The organism is Prevotella sp. HUN102 (genome assembly GCF_000688375.1).
Lineage (GTDB): Bacteria > Bacteroidota > Bacteroidia > Bacteroidales > Bacteroidaceae > Prevotella.
Genome location: NZ_JIAF01000003.1, coordinates 61,630 through 75,144, shown reverse-complemented (window position 1 = coordinate 75,144; position 13,515 = coordinate 61,630). Strand labels below are relative to the sequence as shown.

The window sequence follows — 13,515 nt, the reverse complement described above, 5'->3', positions numbered from 1 at the left end:
AGCGAACAAAGAAATTACATTGTTCTTAATGTTACCCGTCAGTACTCATTTGACCCCTGTTGTAGGTCTGGATTTGCATCTTGCGACCTCCGGTAATCCTTTCCATCCCTATATAGGTATGGTCATAGACCCCTTTGACTATATTCCCTTCCTCGGCAGCAACGTCAACATCAACGGTCTGAAGCGTGGCGTGTCCGACACGAGCGGTGTGCTGATCACCTTCCAGCACATCCCCTTGGTGGGAGCCTTCATCATGATGCCCATCATCGGACACGAGAGCGTGAACTTCTTCTCCTCACAGACGGTCTTTGCAGAGGGTACGCGTTTAAGCCCCAAGGGACACATGCTCATGACCTGCAACGACGTGGGTATTCCCTTCTCGGGAGCATTGAGCAAGGCCGGCAAGAAAAAACTCAAGTTTACCCCAACCCTCTTCGCCCCGACATCTTTCTCCATTCCCATTCCGACAGGTGCGCCCGTCATGGTCGGCGGTCCTTACGTCCCCGACTGGGGCGGTATGCTGACGGGGCTTTTGTCAAGCATCGGCTTCAGCACGCTGCTCAGTTTTGCCCCTGCCATATTGAAGGCTATGAAGAAAGCGGGGAAAAAAGGATTGACGGCTTTCAACCATAAAGTCCTTAAGAAAGGCATCTGCAAGAAAATGAGAGCGACACGATCCCTGTCAAAGAAACTTTGCAAGCACGGTTTTGAGCCTGTGAACCTTGTCAATGGCGTCGTAGTCTATGAAGGTGAAGACTTCTTCTTCCCCGGCATGCCGTCCTTGTCATGGGAGCGTGTCTGGTATTCCGATTCCGACTATAAGGGCTGGCTGGGACACGGGGTGCACTGCTCGTACGACAGGAGCGTCACCTTCCTTCCCGAAGAGGATATCCTTGTTTTAAGATTGAGTGACGGTCGCCTCGCCTCCTTCCCCGTGCTTGATGAGGGAGAAGACTCATATAACCGCCTCGAGCGCATCACCCTTTCCCGAACGAAGGAAGGGTACGTTGCATTTGAACACGACAGCAACCTGTCCTTCCACTTCACCATTCCCGGAAAAGACAGGGGGTATTCCACCCATCGTCTTTCCACTGTTACCGACTTGGAGGGCAGGAGCATTCGCCTTTCCTATGAGAATGGCGTGCTTGCGACGCTCACCGATGCCTGTGGTCGTCAAATCACAGTCCGACTTACGGATGAGGGATTCATCGAGAGCCTTCACCTGAGGATGCCGGACGGAAATTCCGAGCAACTTGTTCGCTATTCCTATGACGAGCAGGGCGACATGGTAGGCATCACCGACGCATTGGGGCAGACGACAGGAATCCGCTACGAGGAGCACCGTATGGTGGAGAAGACCGACCGTAACGGGTACACGTTCTATTGGGAATACGACAAGGAGGGGCGCTGCATCCATACACACGGAGAAGATGGTGATCAGGAGGGCTGGATCTCCTATTTCCCCGAGAAGGGATATAACACTGTCCGTGACGCCTGTGGTGCGGAGAGTACATACCGCTACGATGCCAATCAGCTTGTCCGCTCCATCACCGATGCTCTTGGCAACACGACCCGCTATGACTATACCGAGGAGATGGAGCCCTACCGGGAAATAGACCCCGAGGGGCGCATTACGGGCTGGCACTATGACGGACGCGGCAACCAGACAGGCACGACCTATCCCGATGGCACATTATCCATGCGTGTGTTTGATGAGAAGGACCGCATGATTCTCCAAATGTCACCCAAAGGCACCAGACAGATCTACGTCTATGACACCGAGCACCCCCATAGGGTACGCACCGTCATCGAGGAAGACGACACCCAGACCAACCTTCACTATAACTCTGACGGCAGTCTCTCCATGATGGAGAAGGGTGGCAGGAGCATAGTCCTGCACTATGACGACATGGGCAATCTCAGCAGTTGCCATTCTGAAGGCAGGGTACTCATGCGCCGGGAGTACGACTACCGGGGACGTCCTGTTATGGAGCAGGGTCCGTCCGCACGCCCCCTTCAATACGAGTACGACCTCCTTGACCGCGTGCGGCGTATCTACCGTCCCGACGGGAACATTATAGACATCGGCTACGACTGTTACGACAGCGTCACCGAGGTAAAAGACAAGGACCGCCATGTGAGGATGGACTACACCCCAATGGGCAGCCTGAGACGCCGTGAGGAACAGGGCACGTCCGTGGAGTTCTTCTATGACGCAATGGAACGCCTCACCACCCTGCGCAACGAGCGTGGCAGCCTCTATCGGTTCCTGCGCGACAAGGCGGGCAACGTCATCCGTGAGGTTGGCTTTGACGGTATGGAGCGGCGCTTCACACTCAACAGGTCGGGAGACGTCATCCGCGTAGACCGTCCCGATGGACGCCATACCATCTATGAGCACAATGCCTTCGGTCGTATCAGCAAGGCACGCTATTCCGACGGCACATGGGAATCCTTCTTCTACGACAAGGACGGCAGGCTGTGTGGTGCCGCCAACGCGCATGGCGAAGTAACCTTCAGCCGTGACAAAAAGGGGCGCGTCATCAAGGAAGAGCAGATACTCCCCGGAGGGAAAAAGGCTGACAGGGTTACCATTGAGCACGACTACGACCAATGGGGCGGACACGTGGGGCTGCGGAGTTCTCTCGGGGCGGAGCAGAATACCTCCTACACCCCACTTGGGGAAACGGAAACCCTCCATGCCCGGCAAGCTGAGGAATCGGACGCTTGGGAAAGCCGTATCCGCTACGATGAGAGGGGACGCGAGATAGAGCGCTTTGCCACGGGTGGCGTGCGCATTACCTCGGAATACGACTTTGCGGGACGTCTGGAGGCAAGGTGTACCTATGCGGGGACGGAATCGCGCGGGCACCGCTTCTATGCATGGAGAAGGAACGACAGGCTGCTTTCCATGCGGTCCCACCTGAGGAAAGATCCCGTGACGTACGACTATGACAGCTTCGGTACCCTTGTCGGCGCATCGCTTGACATGAGCGAGCATCTCTTCAAGACTCCCGACATCATCGGCAACGTCTATCGGGACAGGGATGCCGAGGGACGTGTCTATGACAGGGGCGGCAGACTGCTCAGGGATGAGAATTTCTTTTACCGCTATGACGGGGAAGGCAATCTTATCCTCAAGAGCACTCGCAATGTCTTGGAACCTCCCGTGATGCCGCAACCCAAGGATTGGCTTGACAAGCTCTTCACGAGAACCACACCCAACGACAAGGAACTGCAGGCTCATTATGGCTGGCAACAGGGAGACACCGCTTACGAGTGGTACGGCAACGGCATGCTCAAGAGCGTACGCACACCCGAAGGTGCCACCATAAGGTTTGAGTACGATGCCTTGGGCAGGCGTACCCTTAAGGAGACGCACGACACATGCTATCGCTATGCCTGGGACGGCAACGTGCTGCTGCACGAGTGGAGTTATGACAAGCGGGAAAAGCCGAGGACACAGCAGGATGAATTGGGGCGTATCCGTTATGACAGACAGGAACCGTACACCAATCTCATTACATGGGTGTATGACGGTGGAAGTTATACCCCGGTGGCAAAGCTCACCGAGGATGATAGTTATACCATCGTGCAAGACTACTTGGGTACGCCTATACAGGCTCTTGACAGCAAGGGAAATGTGGTCTGGGACTGCATCCTTGACATCTATGGAGATGTACTGGAACTCAGAGGGAAACGAGACTTCATACCTTTCAGGTTTCAGGGGATGTATTATGATACGGAAACTGAACTTTGCTATGTGCGACATCGGTACTATTCAGCAGATACAGGGGCGTTTATCACTCAAGACCCGATAGGGTTGGCAGGTGGTAATCCTACGCTATACGGATATGTGTTTGATAGTAATATAGAAATAGACCCGTTTGGGTTGGACTGTAAAGCACAATCTAATATTTATAAGGGAGTGCAAGAGGCATCGCAAATATTAAAAGAACGAGGTTTACCCCGCCAAGTTAGAAAAAATATACTACAATCTTTTGATGTGCGAACAATCAAAGTACGATTAGCTCGCACTAATGAATATGGTATAAGATTCCATGACAAGGGTTTGAAAGCTACGGCAAATGGGCGTTATTTATTTGAAACTTTTCCAGCTTCACGTAATAGTCTTGCTATTAAGCCCGAATGGAATAACATGACAGATATAAAACAATGGCAAATAAAAAAAGGAACATTACTTTTTGAAGGCGTTGCTGCTCCTCAAGGGAACTTAAGCGGAGGGCAAATTCAAAAATTTGTGGTAGATGACCCTGTAACCAGTTTAATTTAATTCATATGGAAAGTTTTGCTAATAATTTAATTTGTTTAATATCAGAGTTGAAGGCAGAACTTCAGAAGAAAGATAGTTACTTTCCTGCCCATCAACTGGAGAAAGCAATTTATATCTTTTCTATCATACGTGATAATATTTCATCTAAATCATTTGGTGATAATTTATCCAATGATTTAGATAAGATTATGCGCTGGTCAATAGATTCTTGGCCTTGGGATAACTTAATTACCAAAAAAACATGGTCTATCATTGAAGAATACAACAAGATAAAAAAGACATTACCTATAAAATAATATATCTACTTATCCGATAAAGTTTTATATAGACTATGTCAAAAAGTTATCAACAGGTCTTTTGCTTGTTTTTCCCTTTTTTTCTTCTGATGGTTTTAAGGGATTGGGGTATGTTTCGTTTTTCATGTATATTTGTCCGTTTTTCTCTTTCTTTTTTTAGTCTGATTATTGGGGCTTTCTTTATCCAGTTCATTTAAAGGGAGAACAGGTATGGAGCTATTGAACAACTCTGGGATTGGTCTATAAGGATAAGGAAAAGACGGATTTTATTAACAAAAATGCGTAACATCAAAAAGAAGGGGATAAATAGAGATTACCCCTGCCAAAAACTGACACTTTTAAATTTACTGATTCTATTTTCTTTATTGGAGGCTTTCATACGTTACAGATAACCAAAAAGAACATGCCCTATCCATGGTTCATTAGGGTATGTTTTTTTTGGCTAATTCTATTCGGGAGCTTTTTTGCCTGTTTTTGTCCGTTTTTCACCCTCTTTTTGGCTCGGATATAGTTAAATATTCTTAAATCTTCGTGTTTTTGAAGAAAATTATCGCCAATCCGCTTTTTTGCCGTCAATCCCTTTGTTTATCAGGGTTTACGCCCTGTTTCCCTCGCCCCTTTCCCAAAGGCTTTTGAGCGGGGGGAGAGGTAGCAAAACAGACCCGCAACAACACCCCTTAAAAAAACAGGCAGAACCACATACAAAACACTCCGATAACCGCCGAGCCGATAGGAATACCAATCAAGCCGTAGAACACCCCCAAAAACAATCTATAACCAATAAAAACAGCCCGAAGAGCGGGCAAAAAAAGGGGAGGCAAAAAATATCTGCCAAAGGCAGACATAAACAAAATACAAGACATTATAAATCAAATAATAAACAAAGAATAACAAATCCGAACCCAAGCAAAACCAAGCCCTCAAAAACAGCCAACAATATGGAATTTGAGATGGAGGCCGAAGCAGAAGTAAGGCAGCTCTCACTTTTCTAAACCTATTGGCGTGAAACAATGATTCTTCGACCTAAAACGAGGTCGAAAGAAGCGTTATGGACGATAATCCGGACTAAAAAGAGATGCCCTTAAACCGAATTGGGGTTACCTTTGTCCGCAGGAAGCTGTTTTTGGCTTTTTGCGGATTTTTTGTGTTCTTTGAGTTCGTTTTGGGCTATGAGGCAGTGCGGGAACTGTTTTTTATCTCTGACCTTAAAGTTTTGAGAGTTTAAAGGATCCTAATGACTCCAGAGGAGGTATTAGTGCAACAAGTACAAAAGTGAGACCTATGAACCCAGATGCGATAAAACGTAATTATACCTAATTTGTATCATGACCATGTTGGTTAATACAGCTGATTATCAACATTTTTGCAGTGAAATAACAAAAAAATCAGATTTTCTTTGGTATTCACAGTAAAAATGATTATATTTGCCAGCACCCTAATGGCTTGAATAATCGAATATATAGAAAATATTAAATCATACAAATTATGGGACTATATCAATACGGTGTAGGTGGCAATGAAGTAAAAGTAGATGCCAATGAGTCAATTGCTGAGATTCCTTCGAATCGAACATTGTTTGTTCAGAAACTTACGGATGAAGCTCCGGTAAATCCAGAAGCTGTCTATGGTTTAGAGACAGTCGAGGATGTCTTCGAGCGTTTTAATCCGACAGTTCAACTAGAACACCAAGATCAGGAAGGAACGCCTGTCGTGGAAACCATGAGTTTTCATAATCTTGGCGATTTTGGTGCCAAGAATCTTAAAGAGAACAGCCCTTTCCTTTCTCAATTGGATGTGGAAAAAGAGCAGTATGTAAAGATTGCTCGTCAGTTATCCTCCAATCGTGCTTTGCTGAAAGCAGTGGAGAACGCTGAAACACGTTCGGCAATGATTGAGCTATTGGAAAAAGCCATAGAAGAAATATCAAAGTCTAATCCATCAAATGAAGAATAACTATGGATACAGAGAAGAAGACTAAAAGCAGTCAGCAGGTAAGTTCAGTTGCACAGTCCTCTCAAGCAACATCGCCATCTTCATCTGCGCTAGACAAACTCAAAGAGTTTGGAGGTTTTGCTTTCATTGAGAATACAATTGACGGAATGTCAAACCTTAATCCCAATCGCAAGGCGAGGAGGAATATCTTTCTGACTGACGAACAGTGGGCAGGGGAACGAAAATTACTTTCCAGTCGTTTGAAAGTATGGATAGAACTCCTCAAATCCGGAGAGTCTGTCGAGAAAATGAGAGACGAGGCAAAGCAACGGGCTTTGCAAGTTGAAGAGAACTTAAATGCCAATCTTCTGGCGGCTCTCTCACGTACACGCGAGTTGGAAGCTGCTTATCGTTCCATCGCTTTATTCTACAAAAACACAGAAGCAGATAAGGTCAAGAACATTACGATTGTCAATGCAGACCTTGAACAGCTCCGAGACCTAGACAATACTCTCTTCATTGATTATATCGGCAATGAGTTAAAGCAGAATTACGACCGACTTGATTTGCGTCGTAACTACTCACTTCTAGTTGTCCCAGGCTATCTTGGCTCTAATGCCGTCTTAGACAAATGGTCTAAAATGGCACATGAAACCAAGGCAGTTTTGATTACGGATTTCCAAGACTTGGAAAGTCCGGATGATGTTGTAGATGTCTTTTTCAATGCAGATCACACAGGTGGCGAAGTCTTTAAGGCAAATACTATCATGACTTGCAACTGGTTGCTTGGGCGTCCGAAAGTAGATGCTGTTGGCGAAGAAGAGAACTTATATGTTGCCCCTTCTGGTGCTTTGGCAGGAAAAATCTACATGACATTGATGTCCCAAGTTGTTGCAGGAAAGAAATTTGGTGGACTGAACGAAGTAGAAAGTGTCCGCTTTGATTTAAAGAAAAGCGAAATTTCAGAACTGGAACGTATGGGACTCGTTCCTATGGTGAATGAGTATAGCCGTGTAATGGCATTTTCGGCAAAGACGCTCTTCAATGGAGACAACATCGGTTTGCAAACCTATTCCGTTGTTCGTGTCTTTGACTATATCACCAAAGTGCTCTTTGACTTTTTGAACCGCAGGGCGTTTGAGAACTGGACAACACGCACAGAGGCTGATTTGCGTTCTCAAATTGTCAAGTTCTTGGATGGAGTTCAGGGACCAAGCAAACTCATTGAAAAGTTTAAGGTTCTTAAGATTGAGCAAGACAAGGATCAGAAAGACAGGGTTCTTTTGGACATCCATATCACCCCGTATTTTCCTGCAAAGAGTTTTGTGATACAACTCGCAGGACACAAAGGAGATAATCCTGAAGACACTGTTTGGGAGAGTGAGTATAAGCAGGAATAACCCACATTTTAATTATAGATGGGATATATGTATTAAATATATATATGTCCCATCTTTTTATATTGAAATTTATGCCAATCCATCAACAAGATAGACTAACCCAGCATGAACTAGGGCAAAAAATGCTTGCTGGGCAGTTTATAAAGGGTCATGTTACATTTGAAAATCATAAAACTGCAGAAATTGAAGTTGAACCCTTAGGAAATAAAGTCATTAAAACCTCGACCTTACCTCCTTTTGGGTTAATATCATTCTCAGACTCCATGCCTCTGTGGGGGTCTGCTCCTCAGAATATTGACAGCACCAGAATTCCAACATATACATGGCATGGACAAATATCCAACGCGTTAACCGCTGCTGGCACTTCTTTAGGGTTTACTGAACTCTCTAATACAAGAACGACTGTGCGTTTTAACTCTAAAGGACATTTCTCTCCTAAAGTGTACCCATCTGGATGGGGAGGGGGAAGTAGAGCCAGGATAAAAACGTATAAGATAACTCATATTGCAAAAAGTGTTGGGAGGAAAGTCTTTATTATAGGAGTTGTAACTGATGCTGCAGGAGTAGTTACAGGTCAGATTTCTGCACTTAAAGGAATTACAAATATAGGATTTTCTGCATTAGCTACATTTGGTGGTCCTATCGGCTTAACCATAGGTCTAGTTTATTGGGGGCTCGATTTGTTAGGAGCATTTTACTCTCCAACGCTTGCCCCAAATATACGAAAAGATCCATATATTCAACCTGTAGATAATCTAAGAGTTGTCCTACCTATTCATTCTTTCCCACCATCAATTATCAAAAGACGTTTTAGCCCCAGACAAACTTTCATTGGTCCTGCATCAAAATCAAGGAGATAAGATTATGCTATTAAAAGAGATTGCATATTGGACATATTATTTTTTATCAAAAAATAAGAGCTATGGAAAATCTGCAGATACTCGCATAGACTCAGCCTTAATTGTTTCTGTTTTATTATTTGTAAATATACTTACTATAGTTTATATCGCGGAACAGCATATAGGATTAAATATATTACGACATCTACCCATAAAAAGCAGAAATGATTTACTTTCATGGGTATGGTCTGTCATAATAATCATGCCAATAGTAACATACATGTATAGATGCTATTTTAGGAAGTCAAGAATATCCCATCTTGTTGGTGAATATCAGGAGAAAAGTCCTAAGCGTCTATTTTGGGGAAAAGTCTTTTTTGTTTTTTATTGTAGTTCAACATGGATAATATTTTTCTATGCTGTAATATAATCTTTTCTCATTTTTAAAAAAACTTTATTGAAGATTACTCTTTGATCAAATGAGAAAGTAATGGGTCATTTTTAACTCTTTCCATTTCTGAATCAACCAGCGAGAGTATTTCTTGCTTTACCTTACGATAATTGGCTTCGATGGTTTCTTTGAGATTGTCGGAGCTATCTTCATTTTTGAATTCCACTATCACTGGGATGGGCTGGTATGCTTTCATTTCAGCCGACACCTTGGCACTATCCACGACAATCTCCGCATGGAAAATCTTTTGGTCGATGCGTTCATCGAAGTTGTCGGACACGGCACCCACAAACATACCCTGTGTAAGGTTACTGATTTTTGATGCAGGGATAAGACTGTCCATTTGCGTGGAGATAGATGTAGATTTATCATTGCGGTTGATGGTCATGGACTGGCGTTGCTGGAGCACCTTACCGAAACGCTCGGAGAGTGTCTTGGCTGTTTCTCCAACCACCTGCCCAGAAAAGACATTACCCACGGTGTTTTGTATCACCTTGCTTTCCTTGTCCCCATAATCACGAGTGAGCTGTGAGAAGTCTTGAAAGCCTAAGCATACCGCCACTTTGTTGCTTCGGGCAGTAGCAATAAGGTTGTCCAAGCCTCGGAAATAAATCGTTGGCAACTCATCAATAATCACCGATGATTTAAGTTGCTTCTTCTTGTTGATGAGCTTTACGATACGGCTATTGTAAAGTCCAAGTGCTGCCGAATAGATATTCTGACGGTCGGGATTATTGCCTACAACCAACACCTTCGGCTCATTGGGATTGTTGATGTCGAGCGAGAAGTCATCACCCGTCATCACCCAATAAAGGGCTGGTGAAATCATACGGGACAGCGGTATTTTGGCACTGGCAATCTGTCCCTGCAACTGGTCTTGCGCACCACCCTCCCAAGCGTCCATAAAGGGCGAAAGGTAGTTGGCAAGCTCATCGTAGGAAGTGAGTATCGGGAAAATCTGTGCGTAAGGGCGGTTCAGAAACTCGATGGCATGAGGAAAGGTGCAATACTTGCCGTTCTCATAGATTTTGAGAAACCAAATGATGGCAGCCAGCAAGATAATCGGAGACTCCACAAAGAAATCTCCCTGCTTCTGAATCCACGAACGGTTAAGGTTGAGCATAATGGTATAAGCACTCTCATAAGCATCCGATATGTCCGTCATAAAGGCAGGGTTGATGGGATTACAGCGATGCGACCTGCGAGGATCGTCAAAGTTGATGACATAGAACTGTGGTTTTACCTTGTAAGCATCCAAATGATGGAGCAGGTGATTGTAGGCTATTTCGGAAAGATCAGGGAACTTGTAATCGTAAATATACATGGCAAAGCCTTTCTCAATCTGTTGCTTGATATAGTTGTTCACAATGGCATAGGACTTACCCGACCCCGGTGTACCGAGCACCATCGAGGCACGGAAGGGATTGACTACATTTATCCAGCCGTTGTTCCACTTCTTCTTATAGTAAAAGCGTGTAGGGAGGTTTACCGAGTATTCGTTTTCCATCAATCTTGTCTCCTGCATAAAACTCTCATTCTCCGTATTGAAAACATCGTCCATCAGATTGTTTTTAAGCAGTCGGCTCATCCATACGCCACCCATCAGCAGGCAGATATAGCCCACAGACAGCGTGAATATATAGAGCGAAGCTGCACCGACCTTGCCGATGGGCAATGCCAGCAGCCACCAGTTGAGAAAGAAAAAGACGAAGCCGGAGAAAAGCACCGTCCAAATCTTTGGCCACGTGATTTTCTCTTCTTTCACGCCCTTTGTCCCAAGACAGGACAAGGCAAGGAACACCACACAAAAGAGTTTTGTCCAAAGGATGGAGGAGAATAATCCCGTAGTTCGCTGAAAGTTCATCAGTATCTTGTTGATGATACCGAGTGTAAAGTGCCACTGTTGAAATATCTCGAAACAGAACCAATAACAGTTAATCAGAAGGAATATCACCGATATACCCCGCATAAAGTCCATGACTTTACCCAATGCCCTTAAATCGTCTTCCTGTGCCATAACATATTTTTATTATCTACCCTTATCTCTAAAATTGTCTTATAAGACTTTTCAAATTGTCTTATAGGACAATTTTTATTCTCCTATAAGACAATTTTCCATAGGTGATTTATATTGTGTTAGAATACTCTTTGATTGCCGTTTGAACGAGAGAATTACCGCTTTCTTCGTTTGAGATTAACCTTACTTAGTTTGCGGAGTTTACGCTGCCATGCCACTTCCTTCCAATCATCGTTGCCCATCGTTCCGAATGACTCGCCCACCATATCCTCGATAAGTTCATCGATGAGGTTGTCTTCTTCCTCTGTATTCTGTTGCGAGGGTTGAACGGTTGTCGATGGTTCCAAACGGACAGACGGACTGCCATACAATGTTTCGTCCAAGAATGGGTTATGGGTAGAATTGGAGAAATAGGCATTAAAAACATTGGCGGCATACCCCTTGCCCAACCGTGAGCCATTGAGAGCAATGCCCTCTTTGTCATCAATGAAGGTAATGCCATAGATACGTCCGCTTCCGTTCTTGCGAATTACCACACGCAAACCCTGTTCCTCCAATCTTTGTCGGAGTTTTTCTTCTGTATCAGGAGAAGTACACATAACTTCCAATACTTTCCTTCTAATGGTTGGTATCAGTGGTTTGATGGCTTGCTTCGATTTCTGCACCTTATTCTGTACGGCAGTATAGCCCATACCACGACCGATGTCTGAGGCATGGATGGGTGTGCTTGCTTTGTTACCTTTATCATCTATCGGGACATATACAAGTCCGTCGTATTTCTTTCCCCTAAACTCCGTCTTTACTTCTTCCACGGCAAGATTGTATGCGGAAAGGATAGCGTTCAGTTCGCCCAAGGAACAGAAGCGATAATGCTTCAGCACCATGCGGAGGGCACTTGCCACCTGCTCCTTGATGTTTCCTCTATCAATATCCACTTTGGGCGTTTCTGTTACGGCTTGCTCGCTAACCTTTGAACTTGGGATAAGGTTATACTTTCTTTCCAGTGCATCGGTAATCTGCTTGCTCCTTCGCTTCTCGAAGCGGTCATTGATTTTTCTTCTATTACTATCCACCCGAAGCGACACGATATGTACATGCTCACGGGCGATGTCGTTATGCTTGAACACGATATAGGGTTGCTTGCCGTAGCCGAGTGCCTCCATATACTCCTTGGCAATCTGCACAAGAAGTTCATCAGAGAGTTTCTCGTCCGGGTGCGGATTGAGCGAGCAATGGAACACCGCTTTTTTTGTTCGACACTTCTCCGGGATATCCTTCTGCATATCGCTAAGCACCTTATCCATTCGGTAAGTACCGTCAAAGGCTTTCCTTAATTCATTTACGCATAGAACGGATGCCTCGTCACGCTCCACCTTCTTGAAGTTGTAGCCCAACGCCCCTCCGAGATTTTCAGTAGCTGAAATTTTGGCAATCATACTCGCTTATCTGTTATCAAATTGTTCGGTCAGTTGGATGGCTCTCTGTTGTAACGTAATAATTTGAGCAGACAATTTCTCCAACTTTTCAAGCAGAATTTGTGCGGTCTTCACGCTGTGATAGCTGTTGATGGCACGCACGGTCTGGTTGTACAGCACGCCAATTTTATGGATTTGAACAATTAGTTCGGAGAGTTTCCGATAGTATTCCACGGCGGATTTATCCACCGTGATAACCTTAAAACTCTCTCCAAGAATACGTCCGCGCACAAAATCCGACTTGGTTTCTGCTCCCGAACGCTGAAACAAATCTATCGCTCTCTGCTGGTCTTTCGGGTTGGGCAGCCGTACATGCCAGTTGTCCCAACGGGGCTTGTCTACCCGTTTCCGCTCTGAACGATGTTCCTCTTTCTTATTCATATCCATTCTGTTTTCTTAATTACGACTTTGGAGTGATTATTCCCTCGCACCGAAGCAAGGGTCTTTGTGGTACAAACTGCGGTTTGTGTTACAAAGACACACCTTGCCAATATCAAGAGATGATGCGAATGAAGCATCCACCTGTAAGGGTGTCAGCTTCGGATAGTTCACCTCCATGTTCCCTATCCGCCTGCAAAGTTACAGCGGATTTTCAAATATCTCATTATCAGCGATATTCACTCTTTTTCCTTTCATTTCCCAGTACTTCATCGGTATAATAAAATCAGTCGAAATATCTTTTATTTTGCAGTCAGAACGAGCTGGCAATGGTATGATGACACAAGCAAAAGATGTATCATATTACCGTTGGCTTGCACCAAAGATGACAAGAAGGAACAATGCCTATTCATAACAATTTATTGTCATGACA

The 13,515-nt window shown here is 44.9% G+C and carries 9 protein-coding genes; 6 read left to right on the top strand and 3 right to left on the bottom strand.

Going from position 1 to position 13,515, the window contains the following annotated elements; all coding sequences use genetic code 11:
- The first annotated feature begins 28 nt into the window (after positions 1-28).
- The 6 genes from P150_RS15830 (at position 29) to P150_RS0103340 (ending at position 8,782) form a co-directional block, all read left to right on the top strand.
- Positions 29-4,294, top strand: a complete 4,266-nt coding sequence (locus tag P150_RS15830; protein ID WP_081819267.1) for a DUF6531 domain-containing protein — start codon at positions 29-31, stop codon at positions 4,292-4,294.
- Positions 4,295-4,299: 5 nt separating this feature from the next.
- Positions 4,300-4,590 carry a hypothetical protein gene (locus P150_RS0103360; RefSeq protein ID WP_002672917.1) on the top strand — a complete coding sequence of 97 codons (291 nt, stop codon included), beginning with the start codon at positions 4,300-4,302 and terminating at the stop codon, positions 4,588-4,590.
- Between the two features lie 581 nt (positions 4,591-5,171).
- Positions 5,172-5,582, top strand: coding sequence for a hypothetical protein (locus P150_RS0103355; protein WP_028896477.1), 411 nt, complete (start codon positions 5,172-5,174; stop codon positions 5,580-5,582).
- Between the two features lie 493 nt (positions 5,583-6,075).
- Positions 6,076-6,543, top strand: coding sequence for a hypothetical protein (locus P150_RS0103350; protein ID WP_028896476.1), 468 nt, complete (start codon positions 6,076-6,078; stop codon positions 6,541-6,543).
- A gap of 2 nt (positions 6,544-6,545) precedes the next feature.
- Positions 6,546-7,922, top strand: a complete 1,377-nt coding sequence (locus P150_RS0103345) for a DUF5458 family protein (protein ID WP_028896475.1) — start codon at positions 6,546-6,548, stop codon at positions 7,920-7,922.
- 122 nt (positions 7,923-8,044) lie between these two features.
- Entirely contained in the window at positions 8,045-8,782 is a 738-nt protein-coding gene (locus P150_RS0103340) for a hypothetical protein (RefSeq protein WP_197018032.1), read from the top strand.
- Positions 8,783-9,225: 443 nt separating this feature from the next.
- On the opposite strand, the gene mobC is transcribed toward P150_RS0103340, so the two are convergent.
- The 3 genes from mobC to P150_RS0103325 all read right to left on the bottom strand — a co-directional run bounded on the left by mobC (position 9,226) and on the right by P150_RS0103325 (position 13,091).
- Complete coding sequence (gene mobC / locus P150_RS0103335) at positions 9,226-11,229, bottom strand: conjugal transfer protein MobC (protein ID WP_028896473.1); 2,004 nt, start codon at positions 11,227-11,229, stop codon at positions 9,226-9,228.
- A gap of 155 nt (positions 11,230-11,384) precedes the next feature.
- On the bottom strand, positions 11,385-12,665 hold the full coding sequence (mobB, locus tag P150_RS0103330; protein ID WP_028896472.1) for a conjugal transfer protein MobB: 1,281 nt from the start codon (positions 12,663-12,665) through the stop codon (positions 11,385-11,387).
- A 6-nt stretch (positions 12,666-12,671) separates the two neighbouring features.
- Positions 12,672-13,091: a hypothetical protein gene (locus tag P150_RS0103325; RefSeq protein ID WP_197018030.1), complete on the bottom strand. Its 420-nt coding sequence runs from the start codon at positions 13,089-13,091 to the stop codon at positions 12,672-12,674.
- Positions 13,092-13,515: the final 424 nt, after the last annotated feature.